This is a genomic window from Pseudomonas sp. GCM10022186 (assembly GCF_042656385.1).
Classification (GTDB): Bacteria; Pseudomonadota; Gammaproteobacteria; order Pseudomonadales; family Pseudomonadaceae; genus Metapseudomonas.
Genome location: NZ_JBHSOU010000017.1, coordinates 49704 through 66343 on the forward strand (window position 1 = coordinate 49704; position 16640 = coordinate 66343).

Consider the following 16640-nt stretch of genomic DNA (forward strand, 5'->3'; position numbering starts at 1 on the left):
GCGCTCGCCCGCAAGACAGGACAACCCGATGAACAGTGCCGTTGAACACAACCAGATGAACCTCAAGCCAACGCACAGCCTGAAAACCTTCGGCCTCTGGGGACTGGCGCTGGCAGCCCTGGTTCTGGCCTGGCTGGCCTGCGCCAGGCTCCACTGGCATGAGCGCGCCTGGTACTACCTCGCCAGCCAGATGCACGCCGGGCAATGGGCCGGGCGCAGCGTCTGGCTGCCGGACTACCGGGTGGAAATCGACGCGCAGCCGCTGGCCGACATCGCCGACGACCTTTCCGCCATCGACTACGACCCGGACAGGCAGCGCCTGCTGGCCGTGACCAACGCCACGCCCATGAAGCTGCTGGAGCTGGACCGCGAAGGCACTATCACTGCGCAATACCCGCTCAACGGGTTCGAGGACGTCGAAGGCCTGGCCTACATGGGCGACGGCCTGGTGGCGGTGGCCGACGAAGACCGCCAGGAGCTGGTGTTCTTCCGCATCCCCGGGCAGCCGGGCCAGGCCGTCGACAAGCGGAACGCCCAGACCCTCGCCCTGAACCTCGCCTCCAGCGCCCACAACAAGGGCTTCGAAGGGGTGGCCTACGACGCCGCCCACGACCGCCTGTTCGTCGCCAAGGAGCGGGACCCGCGAAGCCTCTATGCCGTCTCGGGCATCAAGGCGAGCCTCGGCGGCAGTTTGCGGATCGAGGTGCGCGACCTCAGCGACTGGATCGAGCGCAGCGTCTTCGCCACGGACATCTCCGACCTGCACTACGACGCAAAGACCGGACACCTGCTGGTGCTCAGCCATGAATCGAAGCTGGTGATCGAACTGGACGAGAACGGCGAGATGGTCAGCTTCCGCACCCTGCTCGGGCACCTCGGCGACCTGAAGCGGGGCGTGGGCCAGGCGGAAGGCCTGACCCTCGACGACGCGGGCCGCCTCTATGTGGTCAGCGAGCCCAATCTCTTCTACCGCTTCAGGAAGAACTGAGGCTCGCCACCTCGTCTTACTGCCAGGGCGCGGGCAGTCTGCCCGGAGCCGCGTGAGCAACTTGTGAAAAGACCATCAACGGCGCCAGGCCGCCGGACAGGGGGAACGTTGTGCGCGTACTGATCATCGAAGACAACCGCGACATCCTCGCCAACGTGCTGGACTACCTCCAGCTCAAGGGCTATGGCGTCGATTGCGCCCAGGACGGCCTCAGCGGCCTGCACCTGGCCACCACCGAGCACTACGACCTGATCGTGCTGGACATCATGCTGCCCGGCATCGACGGCCTGCAGCTGTGCAACCGCCTGCGCCAGGATGCCCGGCGTGATACGCCGATCATCATGCTCACCGCCCGCGACACCCTGGAAGATCGCCTGGCCGGGCTGAAATCCGGCGCCGACGACTACCTGGTCAAGCCCTTCGCCCTTTCCGAACTGGTGGCGCGCATCGAGGCCGTGGTGCGCCGCAGCCACGGCGGGCGCAGGAGCCGGCTGCAAGTGAGCGACCTCAGCTACGACCTGGATACCCTCGAGGCCGCCCGCGCCGGCCAGCCGCTGAAACTCAACCCCATCGGCCACAAGCTGCTCACCACCCTGATGCGCAAGAGTCCGGCGGTGGTGCGCCGGGAAGTGCTGGAAGAAGCCCTCTGGGGCGACAACTGCCCGGACAGCGACAGCCTGCGCAGCCACATCCACCAGTTGCGCCAGGTGCTGGACAAGCCCTTCGACAAGCCCCTGCTGCACACCATCCACGGCGTCGGCTATCGCCTGGCGGAGCTGGACCAGGAGGCTTGACGAGCACCTCCTCTGCTTCTTGTGGGGGCGAATCCTCCCCGTGCACAAGACCGCCCCCGTTCGCCTGGCCTGGACCCTAGAGTGCGCTGCGCGCACCGATTCCGGGATCGGCTTCGGCACCACGTCGAACCGCCGGTGCGCACGGCGCACCCTACCCCATCGGCTTCATCCTGCTAGCCTGGGTATTCGAATCGTCACAGGCAGAGCCGCTGACTCATGACCACGTCCTCAGGACGTGGTTTCCCAAGTTCGAATGAATTCGCCCCCACAGGCTCCCGGCCGCCTTTTTGCCTAACCTGAAACCAGCATGGCACACCGGACCGACAGGACAGGGATATGCCCGCTTCCACCATTACCCACAGTATCCCGCGCACGGTCTGGGCGCTGGGCTTCGTCAGCCTGTTCATGGACCTGTCGTCCGAGCTGGTGCACAGCCTGCTGCCGCTGTTCCTGGTGGGCAGCCTCGGCGTGAGCATGGTCGCCATCGGGCTGATCGAGGGGCTGGCCGAAGCCACGGCGCTGATCGTCAAGGTCTTCTCCGGCGCCATCAGCGACTGGCTCGGCAAGCGCAAGGCGCTGCTGTTGTTGGGCTACGGCCTCGCGGCGCTGACCAAGCCGCTGTTCCCCCTCGCCACCTCCGCCGAACAGGTGCTCCTCGCCCGCCTGCTCGACCGGATCGGCAAGGGTATCCGCGGTGCGCCACGGGACGCCCTGGTCGCCGATGTCGCCCCGGCGGAAATCCGCGGCGCCTGCTTCGGCCTGCGCCAGGCCATGGACACCGTCGGCGCCTTTCTCGGGCCGCTGCTGGCGATCCTGCTGATGACGCTGCTGGCCGGCGATATCGGTCTGGTGCTCTGGTTCGCCGTGTTGCCGGCGCTGGTATCGGTGGGGCTGATCGTCGTCGGCGTGCGGGAACCCGACAGTCCCCATCCGTCCCAGCGCCTGCGCTCGCCGATTCGTTTCCGGGCCTGGCGCAGTTTTCCAGCGGCCTTCTGGTGGGTGGTGGCGCTGGGTGCGCTGTTCAGCCTGGCCCGCTTCAGCGAGGCCTTCCTGGTGCTGCGTGCGCAGGACGCCGGCTTCTCCCCCACCTGGGTGCCCCTGGTGATGGTGGTGATGGCGGGCGTCTACATGCTCTCGGCCTACCCCGCCGGCAAATGGTCCGATCGTATCGGCCCGACCGGACTCCTGGCCGCGTCCCTGATGCTGCTGGTGGTCGCCGACCTGCTGCTGGCGCAGGCTGATTCACCCGCCCTGCTGCTCGCCGGCGTGGCCTTCTGGGGCCTGCACATGGGCTTCAGCCAGGGCATCCTCGCCGCGCTGGTGGCGGAAACCACCCCACCCGACCTCAAGGGCACCGCCTTCGGCCTGTTCAACCTGGCCAGCGGCGCCGCGCTGCTGCTGGCCAGCCTGCTGGCCGGCTGGCTCTGGCAGATCCTGGGCGCCGCCAGCACCTTCCTCGCCGGCGCGGCCTTCTGCGTGGCGGCCCTGGCGTTGCTCGCGGCGCGACCTCGGTTCGCGTAGGGTGGAAATCCCTTTGGGGATTTCCACCATCGGTGTCTTGCACAACCAAGCGGGTGGATAGAAAAGCGCTATCCACCCTACACGGCTGACACCGCACCGCCTTGTATGAGCAACACGGCCCCTACGCCCTTACCCATCCCCTCTCCAGCAATGGCCTGTCCCATTCCGGCTCGTCGCTGATGCGCTCCACCAGGAACTCGATCAGGCTGCGCACCTTCAGCGCCCGGCGCTGGGTGGCCGGATAGACGGCGGAGAAGTTGAAGGACGTCAGCGAATAATCGGTCAACACCGGCACCAGCCGCCCCGCCAGCAGGTCGTCGCTGGCCACCAGGGTGGGCAGGCAGACCACGCAGGTGCCGGTCAGGGCGTAGTCGCGCAGCAGGTGCACTGAGTTGGAACGCACCTGGCCGGTGAGGTTGAGCTCCACCTGATCAATGCCGTTGAACACCCACCTGTTGCGCGATGGGTAGCCCTCGTAGAGCGCCACCTTGTGCCCCTGCAGGTCCGCCGGCACGGCGGGGGCGCCATGGCGCTCCAGGTAGTCCGGCGAGGCGCAGAACAGCCGGCGCACGGAAAACAGCTTGCGCTCGATCAGCGATTCGGCGAGCGGCGGGAACATCTGGAAGGCCAGGTCGAAGCCTTCCTCGATCGGGTCCACCACCCGGTCGTTGACGATCACGTCGACTTCGATGTCCGGGTACAGCTCGGTGAACTCCGCCAGCAGCCTGCCGAAGTGGCCGATGGCGAAGCCCGGCAGCATCTGCACCCGCAACTTGCCGGTGGGCTTGGCGCGCAGGTCGCGCATCTGCTCGGTGAGGCTGTTGAAGCCGGCCACCATGTCCGCGCATTCCTTGTAGTAGGTCTCCCCCACTTCCGAAAGCCGCACATGGCGCGTGCTGCGGTGGAACAGCGGCGCGCTGATGTAATCCTCCAGCTGCTGGATGCGGTGGCTGATGACCGAGCGGGTCACCCCCAGCTGCTGGGCGGCCCTGGCGAAGTTGCCGGTTTCCGCGACGCGGACGAAGGCTTCGATGCTGAGCAGGCGGTCCATATGTATTCCCGGTTCTGGCAATGATTCAACTGTAGGGGCGAATTCATTCGCCAAGCAGGCCGAAGGTCTGCCCCTCGGGTCCGCACGGGGCAGCTACGCCGCCCTTGGCGAATGAATTCGCCCCTACAGGGTGGGGACCAACCGCCGCTGCATCGGAAACAGCTGCCAGCCCAGGCGTTCGCTCACCAGGCCCCACACGCCCTGGGGCGCCTTGAGCATCATCGCCACCGCGACGCTGCCGAGGATGATCATGTACAGCGCGCCGAACTCGGCGAAGCAGCTGCGCAGCACGAAGTAGATCAGGGTGCCGATCAGCGGCCCTTCGAGGGTGCCGATGCCACCGATGATGACGATGAAGATCACCGCCGCGGTCCAGTCCTGCACGCTGAAGGCGGCATCCGGGGAAATGCGCAGTTTCTGCAGGAAGATCAGCGCGCCGATCACGCCGGTGCAACCGGCGGCCAGCACATAGACCATCAGCTTGGTGCGGAACACGTTGATCCCGAGGCTGCCGGAGGCCGGCTCGGAGTCGCGGATGGCGGTCAGCGCCAGGCCCTGGCGCGAGCGCAGCAGCAGGTAGACCACCGCCACCGCGCCCACGGCGATGGCCAGGGCGCTGAAGTACAGCAGCATCTCGCGACCGTCGCGGCTGCTGCCGATCTGCCGCACGATGCCGGCCGGCAGGCTCTGCCCCGAGCCGCCGCCCAGGCTGCCCACCTGGGCCAGGCCAAGGCGGAACACCTCGGCCACCACCCAGGTGCCGATGGCGAAGTAGGCGCCGCGCAGGCGGAACAGCACCAGTGCGGTGGGCACCGCCAGCACGGCCACCACCAGCCCCGACAGGAAGACTGCCGCCAGGGGCGGCACGCCCAGTTGCGCGGCCAGCACGAAGAGCAGGTAGCCGCCGAGGCCGACGAAGGCCTGCTGGCCCACCGAAACCATGCCGGCGTAGCCCGCCAGCAGGTTCCACATCTGCGCCAGGGCCAGGTAATAGGCGAACTCCACCACCAGGCGCAGCACCGCGCGGTCGGCCCAGAACGGCAGGGAGGCCAGGACCAGCAGCAGCACGCCCAGCAGCGCCAGGCCCACCTGGCTGCTGCGGGTGCTGCGCTGGACGAGGTAGGCATTGTTCATCGCATTCATCAGTCGACACTCCGGGGGAACAGGCCGCGCGGGCGGAAAACCAGGATCAGCAGGAACACCAGGTGGCCGGCGAGGATCTGCCAGCCCGGATCGATGCGCGCCCCCACCGCCTGGGCGACACCGAGGATCACGCCGCCGGCCAGGGTGCCCCAGAGGCTGCCGAGCCCGCCGATGATCACCGCCTCGAAACCGTAGAGCAGGCGCGCCGGGCCGACGCTGGGGTCGAAGCTGGTGCGCACCGCGAGGAACACCCCGGCGATGGACACCACCGCCATCGCCAGGGCCATGGCCAGGCCGAAGATGTGGCGGTTGTCGATGCCCATCAGCTGGGCGGTGTGCAGGTCGTCCGAGGTAGCGCGGAAGGCGCGCCCCAGGCTGGTCCTGTAGAACAGCAGCTGCAGGCCGCCGATCACCAGCAGCGCGCTGCCGAACACCAGCAGCGGCATGACCCCGAGGCTCAAGCCGCCGAGGGAGACGCTGGCCACTTCCAGCTCGCCCTGGGACAGCTTGCGGCTGTCGGCGCTGAAGAACTCCAGCAGGACGTTCTGCAGGACGATCGACAGGCCGAAGGTCACCAGCAGCGGCGGCAGGATGTCATTGCCGAGGGTGCGGTTGAGCAGCCCGCGCTGCAGGCAGTAGCCGGCCGCGAACATCACCGGCACCACCAGCACCAGGCTGGCCAGCGGCGACAGGCCGAGGGTCTCCGCCACCACCAGGGCCAGGTAGGAGGCGAGCACGATGAAGTCGCCATGGGCGATGTTGACCAGGCGCATGATGCCGAACATCAGCGACAGGCCCACCGCGAACATGGCGTAGAGGCCGCCGAGCAGCACGCCCTGCACCAGGGTATTGAGCCATTCCATCGTCATGCCTCCGCCAGGCCGAAATAGGCCGCCTTGATCTGTTCCTTGTCCACCGCCCCCTGCTTGCCGGAAAGGGACACGCGCCCCTCCTGGAAGCAGTAGAAGCGGTCTGCCACGGCCAGGGCCTGGTTGATGTCCTGCTCCACCAGGACCACCGCCGTGCCGTCGGCCTTGATCGACGGCAGCGCCGCGTAGATGTCCTTGATGGTGGTGGGTGCGAGGCCGAGGCTGATCTCGTCGCAGAGCAGCAGGCCCGGGCTCGACATCAGCGCGCGGCCGATGGCGACCATCTGCTGCTGGCCGCCGGACAACGCGGTACCGGGGCGCTTGCGCAGCGTCTCCAGTACCGGGAACAGCGCGTAGATGCGTGCCAGGTTCCAGGGCCCCGGACGCTTGCTGTAGGCGCCGATCAGCAGGTTTTCCTCGACGCTGAGGGAGGGGAACAACCTGCGCCCTTCCGGCACCAGGGCGATGCCGCGCTCCAGCACGCGGTTGGCCGGCAGGCTGCCGATGTATTCGCCCTTGTAGCGGATGCTGCCGGGGTCGTTGCGGATCAGCCCGGCCAACGAACGCAGAAAGGTGGATTTGCCGGCGCCGTTGGCACCGATGATGGCCAGGGTCTCGCCCTCGGCCAGGTCCAGGTCGATGTCGAACAGCGCCTGGAAATCGCCGTAGCCGGCGCGCAGCTTGCGGATCGTCAGCATGGCCTCAGCTCCCGATGCCCATGTAGATTTCCTGCACCCTGGGGTTGGCCATCACCGCCTGGGGCTCGCCTTCGTCCAGCTTGCGGCCGAAGTTGATCACCGCCAGGCGGCCGACCACCGCCAGCAGCGCGTGGACGATGTGCTCGATCCAGATGATCGCGGTACCAGAGCGGTGGATGCCCTGGATGGTGCCCACCAGCTCATGGCACTCCGGCTCGGTGAGGCCGCCGGCGATTTCGTCGAGCAGCAGCAGTTGCGGCCGGGTGGCCAGGGCGCGGGCCATTTCCAGGCGTTTGCGCTCCAGCAGGGTCAGGGAGCCGGCCAAGGCGTTGGCCTTCTTCATCAGGCCGGTGAGTTCGAGGATGTTTGCGCACCAGGCATTACTGTCCTTTTCGGCCTGCCCGGCACCAAAGGTGGCGCCCACCAGCAGGTTCTCGAACACCGTCATCTTCACGAAAGGGTGCGGGATCTGGTGGGAACGGCCGATACCGCGCTGGCAGCGCTTGAACACCGGCTCGCGGGTGACGTCGTCACCCTGGAAATGGATGCGCCCGCTGTCGGCGGCGACGCCCCCGGCGATCAGGTTGAACAGGGTGCTCTTGCCCGCGCCGTTGGGCCCGATGATGCCCAGCGCCTCACCCGGCGCCAGGGCCAGGCTGAGATCGTCGGTCACCTTCACCGAGCCGTAGCTCTTGTGCACCTGCTCCAGTACGAGGAGTTGTTGCATATGTCGTTACCTGTATGAAGCTGTAGCCCGGATTGCATCCAGGAGAGGGCCGTAGGATGGGTTGAGCTACGCGATACCCATCGGGGTGCGCAGTGATGGGTATCGCTACGCTCAACCCATCCTACAAAGCGTCAGGGAGAGGGAGTCCGCGCTCGGACTCAACCGCCGTAAGTGATCGCCTGCATCTCCCCACCCAGGGGAATCTGCGGCGCGGTCTGGTTGCTGGTGATCACCAGGTCGTAGGTGAAGGGCCCGCCGAGGCGCCACTGGCCGGACACCAACGGGGTCTTGGCGACGTTCTTCACCGGGCCGTTCTTCCAGCTCACCGGGCCGACCACGGTGTTCAGCTCGGTCTTCAACAGCGCGTCGCGGGTGGCTTCGGGATTGCCCACTTCCTCGGTGCGCTGGAGGATGTCCACCGCCAGCTCGAACAGCGCATGGACGAAGCCCAGCGGCTGGGTCCACTGCTTGCCGGTGGCCTGGGTGTAGCGCGCGGCCAGTTGCCCGGCGGTCAGGCCATTGAGCGAGGAGCTGAAGGGGTGGCTCGGGCTCCACCAGATTTCCGTGGAAAGGTTGTGCCCGGCCTTGCCCAGGGCCTCCACCGCCGAGGGGAACAGCAGCGCCTTGCCCACCGACATGGCCTTGGGCTGGAAGCCCTGCTGGCGCGCCTGGGTCCAGAAGGTAGTGAGGTCCGGCGGAATGACCACGCCCGTGACTATCTCCGCCTCGGCCTTCTTGAACGCGGAAATCTGCGCGGAGAAGTCGTCGGTCAGGCTCTGGAAGCGGCCCGGGTCCACCAGTTGGAAGCCCTTCTGCGCCAGCACCGGCGGGAAGCCCAGCTTGTTATCGCCCCAGGCGTTACCGTCGCCGTCGTTGGGGAACAGGCCGCCGATCACCTTGTTGCTGCCCATGCCGCCCCACATGGCGGTGTAGGTGGCGATCACATCCTCCAGGCCCCAGAAGAAGTGGTAGGTCCACTGGAAGCCTTCGTCCGGCTTGCCGCCGCGGGTGAAGAACCAGGGCTGCCAGGGCGCCACGGTGGAGATGCAGGGGATCTCGTTGATCTCGCACTGGTCCGACACCGGGTTGGTGGTCTCCGGGGTGGAGGACACCAGCATCAGGTCGACGCCGTCTTCGAGTATCAGTTCGTTGGCCACTTCGGCAGCGCGGTTCGGGTTGGACTGGCTGTCCTTGACGATCACCTCCAGGCGGCAGCGCTGGCCGCCGACGGTGATGCTGTTCTTCAGCACCGAGGCCAGGCTCTCGATGATGTAGGCATCCGCCGCGGCGAAAGGCGCCAGCGGACCGGTCCGGGGGCTGACGTAGCCGATGCGGATGACCTTCTCCGCCGCCAGCAGCGGCCCGGAAGAAAGGCCTGCGAGCAGCGAGCCGCCAGCCACGACGCCGCTGGCCCGCAGGAAATCACGCCGGGACAGCCCGGCACCGAGGAATTTCTTGTCGTTGTCCATGGTGGATACCTCGTACCGGCCAGGGCGCAGGCCCGGCCGGGATGGCAGTGGGAGGGTGGCGGATCAGAAGAAGACGGTGACGTCGAAGGAACCGATCAGTTGGCGATCCTCGCGGCCGTCGCCGAAGGCATCGCGGCCGCTGCCGCTGTGGATGTCGTAGCGCAGCTCGGGGCGCAGGCGGACGTTGGGCACCGGGGTCCAGGCCAGGTTGGTGGTGAAGCCGTAGAAGCTGCCCCAGCTCGGGTCGGGAATGCCGGTCTGCGGGTCGATATTGGCCATCACCACATGCACCGGGGCGTCGGTGTGGAACCACTCGGCGCGGCTGTTCCACATCAGGTCATCGGCCAGGCGGTGGTACCAGTTGAAGTCGGCGCCGTACCAATGGGCGTTGCCCTTGTCGGCGAAGGCGGCGAAGGCCGCGTCCTCCTGCTGGCCGTAGTTGAACTCCACGGCGACCCGGTTGCGCTCGTCGAGCACCTGGGAAACCGTCAGGTAGGAGGCGTAGCGGGTCAGGTCCTGGTCATCGCTGCCGGCGGGGATCGGCGAGCCGCAGGCGCACTCGGCGAAGCTGTCGCCGGCGCCGTTGCCGTAGATGTTTTCCCAGTCCACCCAGGTGCGGAAGTCCGCCGAGCGCCAGCGCAGGTTGGCGATCACGTCCGGATCGCCGTTGGGGTCCTGCATGTTGTTCCAGCCCTGCACCACGCCCAGCTCGAAGCCGAGCATGCTGCCGCCCTCTTCCTGGGGCAGCTTGAAGGAGTACAGCGCGCCGGTGTGCTTGGCCGGGCCGTGCATGAAGGAGTAGGTGTGGCTGTAGAAATCCGCCGGCGCGGGGCTGCCCAGGGCGAAGCCGATCTCGTTCTCCAGCGGCGTGTGGAACACCCCGAGCATCAGGTTGGAGCCGCCCAGCACCGGGATGTAGAAGTCCAGGTAGGCCTGGGCGATGTTGAAGTTCTCGTCGTTGGCATCGGCCGAGCGGTTGACGCCCAGGTCCTCGTCGAAGCCGTAGGTCTTGAAGAAGCGCGCGTCCTTGCCGTACAGCGCGGTGACGTTGAAGCCCCAGTCGGCCTCCTGCGGCATGGGCCCCGGGAACGGACCGACGCGACCGACCACATTGCCCTTGGGCGTTTTCTCGATGGCCAGGGCGAACTGGTTGAGGTTGAAGCCTTCGTCGTTGTTGAAGAAGGCCTGCTTGCTCACGTCATCGCTGCCGTTGTCGTTGTAGATCCAGCCGGCCTGGGCCCAGCCGTGGACCTTGATGCCATGGTCCTGCTCCAGGCCGTCGCCGAAGGCGCTGCGAAACAGCGAACCGGACGGCCCCGGCTCGGCGGCCTGGGTGAATGCGGGGAACAGCGCGGCGGCCGCCAGGACCGGGGCGACCAGGGAAGACGCGGGAAGATGCTTGCGACGGAACATGGCAGCTACCTTGTTGTTATTAGTCAGCCTGATGCCGTGACGGGCCCCGCTGGCAGTGCGGGCGGGCCGTCCGGCTGGGTCGCAAGCTACAAGCGCCCTACCCCTGCAACAATTCCGCTTTCGGCGATATGAGTGTTTGCGAATCGAGAACAATCGCGGGCGCTCTCGGGCTAGAGCGGTTGCGGCGGGAAGGAGGTGCGGCGGGGTGGGCGGTTATCGGACGGAAATGGCGGAAGCAGGTGCTGCGGGGGCGAATACATATGTAGGGGCGAATTCATTCGCCAAGCAGGCCGAAGGCCTGCCCCTCGGGTCCGCACGGGGCAGCTTCGCCGCCCTTGGCGAATGAATTCGCCCCTACAAGGAATGGGCCGTCATTTTCGCCGAAGGGGCTCCAGCAACGGCTTCAACCCGTTATGGTCGATCTCCTGCATCAGCATCAGCAGCCGGCCGAGCTCGCCCTTGGGGAAGCCTTCGCGGGCGAACCAGTTGAGGTAGTGGCCGGGCAGGTCGGCGATCAGGCGGCCCTTGTACTTGCCGTAGGGCATTTCGCGGGTGACCAGGAGCAGCAGGTCTTCAGGATTCATCGGGCGGCCTTGGGAGCGAACGGACGGGCGATTGTCGCAGAGCCCGGGCTCAGGCATCCACCGGAGGGCCGAGCAGGCCGAACTCGGCGGGCACCTTGACGTAGAACAGCGTCACGCCCTCCTCCTCCAGGCGCTTGAGGAAGGCGTCGCACTCGGCTTCGCTGAGGGCCATGAGGATCAGCATCGGCTGGTCGGCCATCTCGAAGAAGTGGTGGGAGTGAAAATGCTTCGTGTGGCCGAAACCCTCGATGCCGGATACCAGGGTGGCACCGCGCAGGCCCATGTCCATGGCCAGACCGACTACCCAGTCCGCCAGCATCTTGCCCTGGTGGCGGCGGTTCTGCTGGGTGTAGAGCGTGAGCTGATAACCGTTCATGGCTGCCCTCCTGTCCTGTTCCAGCATGGCACCCGCAGCGCGGCTCCGGACGCTTTGGCGATGGTCGGCACCAGCCGATGAAGCGCGCTTCCCAAGACGCGCCGCCGGGGGTAATCAGGAAGGCCGATCACATGCTGTTCCACCCCCATCCCCAGCGGAGGAACACCTGATGAACACTCCTGGTTACCGGCCACTCCCGGCAATCCCCGCCAGCGCCATCCACCCGCTGCTCAAGAGCCTCTACCTGATGGCCGCCCTGGTGGAGGCACGGGATGCCTACACCGGCGGGCATCTCTGGCGCGTTTCCCAGTTCTCCCAGCTACTGGCCGTGGACCTCGGCCTGCCGCCGTCCGAGGTGGCACGCATCACCCTCGGCGGGTTTCTCCACGACCTCGGCAAGATAGGCGTACCCGACGCCGTGCTGAACAAGCCGGGCCGGCTGGACGAGCATGAGTACGAAATCATGCGGACCCACCCCGAAGTGGGCCAGCGGTTGCTCAGCGGGCATCCCCTCGCCGTGCTGGTCTTGCCGGCGGTGCTGATGCACCACGAGACCCCCGACGGCCGCGGCTACCCGCAAGGCCTGCGTGGCGAAGCCATTCCCCTGGAGGCGCGGATAGTCGGCGTTTCCGACGCCTTCGACGCCATGACCAGCACGCGCCCCTATCGCAGGGCGATGCCGATCGCCTCGGCGCTGGACATCATCGCCGAATACCTGGGCAGCCAGTTCGACCGGGAATGCGGCGAACACCTGATCACCCTGGGCGAACGCGGTGCCCTGGACCACATAATCGGCCACAGCGAACCGCACATTCCGCTGCAGGCCTGCCCGGAGTGCGGGCCGATCATAGTGGTCAGGCACAGCCAGCCGAGCGGCTCGCTGGTCTACTGCCGGGCCTGCGGCGGCGAGCATCGGGTGGAGCGCGACGGCGACCACGTGCGCCTGGTCGCCACCGGCCGGCTCGGCAATGCCGTGGCACTGGAGCCCGACGCGGACGATTTCCTCCTGGAAGACCTGCTGGAACAGGCGGAAAACCTGCTGGGCGTAGCGGCGCCCGGTCCGTACGAAAAGTCGTCGAGCGCAGGCACTGTACGTACCTAGATGATCCCGCCGTTGACCCTGAGTGTCTGGCCATTGACCCAGGCGCCCTCGGGCCCGACCAGGAAGGCCACCAGGTTGGCGATGTCCTCGGGGTTGCCCAAACGCTCCAGGGGCGCCTGCTTGGTCAGGCGCTCGACCAGTTCCGGCGGCTTGCCCTCGAGGAACAGATTGTTCGCCGTGGGCCCGGGCGCCACGCAGTTGACCGAGATGTTTCGCCCGCGCAGCTCGCGGGCGAAGATGGCGCTCATGGTTTCCACGGCGGCCTTGGACGCGGCGTAGATGGCGTACCCCGGCAAGCCGAGCCCGACCACGCTGCTGGACAGGTTGACGATGCGCCCGCCGGAGCGCAATCGCGTGGCGGCGAGCTTGAGGGTGTTGAAGGTGCCGCGGGTATTGATGGCGAACAGGCGGTCGTAAAGCGCCATGTCGGTGGCGGCCAGGGGAACCAGGCCGGGCTGGATCACCCCGGCGTTGTTCACCAGGATATCGACGGCGCCGAACTCCACTTCCGTCTGGTCGAAGAGCACGGCGACCGCCACCGGGTCGCTGACATCGGCGAGCACCGGATAGGCCCTCCCGCCCGCTCGACGGATATCCTCCACCACTTGTTCGGCAGCTTCCGGCCGCGAGGCGTAATTGACCACCACCTGGATGCCCTCGGCGGCCAGGCGCCGGGCGATGGCGGCGCCTATGCCCCGGGAAGCCCCGGTGACAATCGCGGTTCTGGCAGTTTCTGGCATGCGGTTCTCCCGAACAGGCCCTCGAGTCCGCGGCTGGTGCCGCTTGTGGGGCCTTTCCAGTGGTATAGCCGCAGTTGGCGCGGTGTGCGGGACCGGTTATCAGGGGCGATCGCTACCTGGTGGGGCGAAATCATGCGTGATCGGGTTGCAATGCAGCCAAGTAGGGTGGATCACGCTTCATCGATCCACCTGCGGAGGCGGCACGAACTCAGAAGGTGGAAAGAAGAAGCGCTTTCCACCCTACATCCGGGAACTTGTCCCTGCGTTCGTTCCTTCGCCGTAGTGGCCCTTCGGGTTCGCCCTACGCCAATTCGGGAACCTGCGCCTGGCGGGTTGCCGGCCGGTAACTGGCCGGGCTGAACAGCCGCGTCACCCCCAGCATCAACAGCACGCCCACCAGCAGCACCAGCCAGGCGCTGATGAAGCCGCCGGTCAGCTCCCGCAACCAGCCGCTGAGCCAGGGGGAAACGGCATTGATCAGGAACCCCACGCCTTGCACGAAGGCCGCCAGCTGGCCGGCCTCGCGGGGGTCGCGGCGGTGGTCGAGGGTGAGGATCAGGCTGAGGGCGAAGCAGGCGCCGAGGCCGAAGCCGATCAGCGCCACCCAGAGGGCGGACAGGCCCAGCGGTGCCCAGAGCAGGCCGCAATAGCCTACCGCCTGGGCCAGCAGGCTCACCGCGAGCAAGGGGCGGCGGTCGCTGCTGCGATGGGCCAGGGCGGGCATGGCCAACGCCGCCAGCACCTGGAAGATGGTCATGAAGGCCAGCAGCGAACCGCTGCGGGTCGGGGTCCAACCCAGCTGCTGATAGTAGGCCGGCAGCCAGGCCACCATGCTCATGTAGCCGCAGTTCACCAGGCCGAAATACAGCGCCAGCAGCCAGGCGCGGCGGTCGCGCAGGAAGCTTGCCGCCCGACCGACCGTCGTCGGCGCGGCGCCGGGCACGGGTCGGGACAGCCAGAGAGCCAGGGCCAGCAACGCCGGCACCAGCCACAGGCCGAGGCCCGCCTGCCAGTGTTCGAAGCGATGGGCCAGCAGCGGGCTGAACAGCGCCGCCAGGCCGCCGCCGCTCATCAGGGATGCCGAATAGACGCCCATGGCCAGGGCCACCCGGCCTTCGAAGCGGCGTTTGATCACCGCCGGCAGCAGCGCCTGGATCAGCGCCACCCCGGCGCCCCCCAGCAAGGCGGTGGCCAGCAGCGGCCCGGCCTGGCCGCAGAGCAGCCGAACCAGGCAGGCGCCGGCGATCAGCGCCAGCCCCAGGCCGATGCCGCGGCGCTCCCCCAGACCGCCCAGGCGGTTGCTCAGCAGCGCCACCAGGCCCATGCAGATCACCGGCAGGGTGGTGAGCAGCGCCGCGGTCTGGAAGCCCATGCCGGTGGCGCTGCGGATATCCGCGAGCAAGGGGCTGACCGAGGCGAGGATGGGCCGCAGGTTGAGGCCGAGGACTATCAGCAGCGCCCAGCCGGCCAGGTTTTCGAAACGGTCAGCGTGCGGCATACAGGGCCTGCCAGCGGGCGTAGATCTCCTTCATGGCCGCTTGCGGCAGGTGCCGGATGTCCAGCTTCTGCGCCTCCAGCGGCAGGGCCATCTGCTGGTAGACAGCGGCGGTGGACAGGCCGAAGGGTTCGCCCTCGGCATTGGCCGCGGCGAACACCACGCGGCTGACGCCGCACAGGTGCATGGCCGCCAGGCACATGGGGCACGGCTGGCCGCTGGCGTAGATCACGCAGCCATCCAGGCGCGGTCCCAATTGCCGGCTCGCGGTGCGGATGGCCTGGAGTTCGGCGTGGCAGGTCGGGTCCTGGGTCAGGTGGATTTCGTTCACCGCACTGGCCAGCACCTGGCCGTCGCGCACCAGCAGCGCGCCGAAGGGACGACCGCCCTGCTCCACGTTCTGCCGCGCCAGTTCCACGGCCTGTTGCAGATAGTTGTGATCTTCAGACATGGGGTTGCTCCATCAATCAGCGGGCGCCGGATCGGCGACGAATGCGCAGAATTATGTCCGGCTGGTCAGGTATTCTGAAATTAAATATAACCATGCAGACCAGTGGCACTCGGAATACATCCATGTTCGATCCCCTCCTCCTGCGCAGCTTCGTGGCCGTGGCCGACTGCGGCAATTTCACCCGCGCGGCGGAACGGCTGCACCTCACCCAGTCCACCGTCAGCCAGCAGCTGCGCCGGCTGGAGGAAAGTCTTGGCTGCCGCCTGCTGGACCGTAGCCAGCGCCAGGTGGTGGCCACACCGGAGGGGGAACAGCTGCTGGGCTATGCCCGGCGCATTCTCGCGCTACAGGAGGAAGCCGCAGAAGTGCTGCGCCACCAGCCCGGCAGCGGCGTGCTGCGCCTGGGTGTGCCGGAGGACTTCGCGGCCGAGCGCCTGATGCCGGTCCTGGCGGAATTCTCCGCCGCCCACCCCGCCGTGCGCCTAGAGGTGACCAGCGGCCTCAGCCCGGAACTGCTGCGCCTGTACCAGGGCGGCGAGTTCGACCTGCTGCTGGTCAAGCGCATGGGCGACGGCGGCGACAGCCTGGCCTCCTGGCCGGAACCCCTGGCCTGGGTGGACAGCGCCAGCCGCCGCGCCTATGGCCGCGAACCCCTGCCCCTGGTGGTATTCCCACCCGGTGGCCTGTACCGCAACGAGATGCTCCATGGCCTGGACGTGCAGGGCCGGCGCTGGCGCATCGCCTATTCCAGCGCCAGCCTGGCCAGCGTGCGCGCGGCGGTGGCGGCGGGACTGGGGGTGAGCCTGCTACCGCTGCGGGTGCTGGGGCCGGAGCATCGGTTGCTGGGAGAGGAAGAAGGATTGCCGGAGATCCAGGGATTGCGCCTGGCGCTTTATGGGCGGGCGGGATTGGGCAGTGCAGGGGCAGAACTGGTGGAGCGACTGAAGGCCCTGTGCGGAGGTTGATTGAGCGTTGTAGGGGCGAATTCATTCGCCAAGCAGGCCGAAGGCCTGCCCTGCGGACGTCCATTGGGGCAGCTGCGCCGCCCTTGGCGAATGAATTGGCTATGTCTGCGTTAGCTGTTGCAGGACCGAATAGAAGTCTCTAGTACGGGACTTTCAGGTCTCCGCACCAGTCTGACACCTCCCTCTCCCCCGGCCCCCGCCCTGCGCCCCTGCCTGATCGCTTCGCGCTCAGGCGTTCATCGGCACCGGAAGCG

17 protein-coding genes are annotated in these 16640 nt (G+C 67.3%); 5 read left to right on the forward strand and 12 right to left on the reverse strand.

The window, feature by feature from the left end; all coding sequences use genetic code 11:
• The first annotated feature begins 28 nt into the window (after positions 1–28).
• The 3 genes from ACFPU0_RS09920 (at position 29) to ACFPU0_RS09930 (ending at position 3303) form a co-directional block, all read left to right on the forward strand.
• Entirely contained in the window at positions 29–988 is a 960-nt protein-coding gene (locus tag ACFPU0_RS09920) for an SdiA-regulated domain-containing protein (RefSeq protein WP_377692775.1), read from the forward strand.
• A 110-nt stretch (positions 989–1098) separates the two neighbouring features.
• Positions 1099–1782, forward strand: a complete 684-nt coding sequence (locus tag ACFPU0_RS09925; RefSeq protein WP_377692776.1) for a response regulator transcription factor — start codon at positions 1099–1101, stop codon at positions 1780–1782.
• A gap of 336 nt (positions 1783–2118) precedes the next feature.
• Complete coding sequence (locus tag ACFPU0_RS09930; protein ID WP_377692777.1) at positions 2119–3303, forward strand: MFS transporter; 1185 nt, start codon at positions 2119–2121, stop codon at positions 3301–3303.
• A gap of 121 nt (positions 3304–3424) precedes the next feature.
• Here the strand turns inward: ACFPU0_RS09930 and ACFPU0_RS09935 are convergent, their stop codons facing one another.
• The 9 genes from ACFPU0_RS09935 to ACFPU0_RS09975 form a co-directional block, all read right to left on the reverse strand.
• On the reverse strand, positions 3425–4354 hold the full coding sequence (locus ACFPU0_RS09935) for a LysR family transcriptional regulator (RefSeq protein WP_377692778.1): 930 nt from the start codon (positions 4352–4354) through the stop codon (positions 3425–3427).
• A 123-nt stretch (positions 4355–4477) separates the two neighbouring features.
• Positions 4478–5497 carry a branched-chain amino acid ABC transporter permease gene (locus ACFPU0_RS09940; RefSeq protein WP_377692779.1) on the reverse strand — a complete coding sequence of 340 codons (1020 nt, stop codon included), beginning with the start codon at positions 5495–5497 and terminating at the stop codon, positions 4478–4480.
• A complete protein-coding gene (locus tag ACFPU0_RS09945) occupies positions 5497–6360 on the reverse strand; it encodes a branched-chain amino acid ABC transporter permease (RefSeq protein WP_377692780.1) in 864 nt (287 codons plus the stop codon). Before ACFPU0_RS09945 ends, ACFPU0_RS09940 begins: the two co-directional genes overlap by 1 nt.
• A 2-nt stretch (positions 6361–6362) precedes the next feature.
• Positions 6363–7064 carry an ABC transporter ATP-binding protein gene (locus ACFPU0_RS09950; RefSeq protein WP_377692781.1) on the reverse strand — a complete coding sequence of 234 codons (702 nt, stop codon included), beginning with the start codon at positions 7062–7064 and terminating at the stop codon, positions 6363–6365.
• A gap of 4 nt (positions 7065–7068) precedes the next feature.
• Positions 7069–7791 carry an ABC transporter ATP-binding protein gene (locus ACFPU0_RS09955; protein ID WP_377692782.1) on the reverse strand — a complete coding sequence of 241 codons (723 nt, stop codon included), beginning with the start codon at positions 7789–7791 and terminating at the stop codon, positions 7069–7071.
• A gap of 158 nt (positions 7792–7949) precedes the next feature.
• The gene (locus tag ACFPU0_RS09960; protein ID WP_377692783.1) at positions 7950–9260 is read right to left on the reverse strand and encodes an ABC transporter substrate-binding protein; all 1311 of its coding nucleotides are present in this window, start codon (positions 9258–9260) and stop codon (positions 7950–7952) included.
• 63 nt (positions 9261–9323) lie between these two features.
• Positions 9324–10673: an outer membrane beta-barrel protein gene (locus ACFPU0_RS09965; protein ID WP_377692784.1), complete on the reverse strand. Its 1350-nt coding sequence runs from the start codon at positions 10671–10673 to the stop codon at positions 9324–9326.
• Between the two features lie 371 nt (positions 10674–11044).
• Positions 11045–11257 (reverse strand): DUF3820 family protein, encoded by a 213-nt coding sequence (locus ACFPU0_RS09970; RefSeq protein ID WP_377692786.1) that lies wholly within the window; start codon positions 11255–11257, stop codon positions 11045–11047.
• A 49-nt stretch (positions 11258–11306) separates the two neighbouring features.
• Complete coding sequence (locus ACFPU0_RS09975) at positions 11307–11633, reverse strand: DUF190 domain-containing protein (protein WP_377692787.1); 327 nt, start codon at positions 11631–11633, stop codon at positions 11307–11309.
• A gap of 169 nt (positions 11634–11802) precedes the next feature.
• On the opposite strand from ACFPU0_RS09975, the gene ACFPU0_RS09980 reads away from it, so the two are divergent.
• Positions 11803–12735, forward strand: coding sequence for an HD-GYP domain-containing protein (locus tag ACFPU0_RS09980; protein WP_377692788.1), 933 nt, complete (start codon positions 11803–11805; stop codon positions 12733–12735).
• Here the strand turns inward: ACFPU0_RS09980 and ACFPU0_RS09985 are convergent.
• From ACFPU0_RS09985 to ACFPU0_RS09995, 3 genes are all read right to left on the reverse strand, one after another.
• On the reverse strand, positions 12732–13475 hold the full coding sequence (locus ACFPU0_RS09985; RefSeq protein ID WP_377692789.1) for an SDR family oxidoreductase: 744 nt from the start codon (positions 13473–13475) through the stop codon (positions 12732–12734). The two genes, ACFPU0_RS09980 and ACFPU0_RS09985, sit on opposite strands and share 4 nt — an antisense overlap.
• Positions 13476–13776: 301 nt before the next feature.
• Positions 13777–14973, reverse strand: coding sequence for a CynX/NimT family MFS transporter (locus ACFPU0_RS09990; protein ID WP_377692790.1), 1197 nt, complete (start codon positions 14971–14973; stop codon positions 13777–13779).
• Complete coding sequence (locus ACFPU0_RS09995) at positions 14960–15421, reverse strand: nucleoside deaminase (RefSeq protein ID WP_377692791.1); 462 nt, start codon at positions 15419–15421, stop codon at positions 14960–14962. Before ACFPU0_RS09995 ends, ACFPU0_RS09990 begins: the two co-directional genes overlap by 14 nt.
• 122 nt (positions 15422–15543) lie before the next feature.
• Here ACFPU0_RS09995 and ACFPU0_RS10000 point away from each other — a divergent pair, with 122 nt between their 5' ends.
• On the forward strand, positions 15544–16386 hold the full coding sequence (locus tag ACFPU0_RS10000; RefSeq protein ID WP_377692792.1) for a LysR substrate-binding domain-containing protein: 843 nt from the start codon (positions 15544–15546) through the stop codon (positions 16384–16386).
• Positions 16387–16640 lie beyond the last annotated feature (254 nt).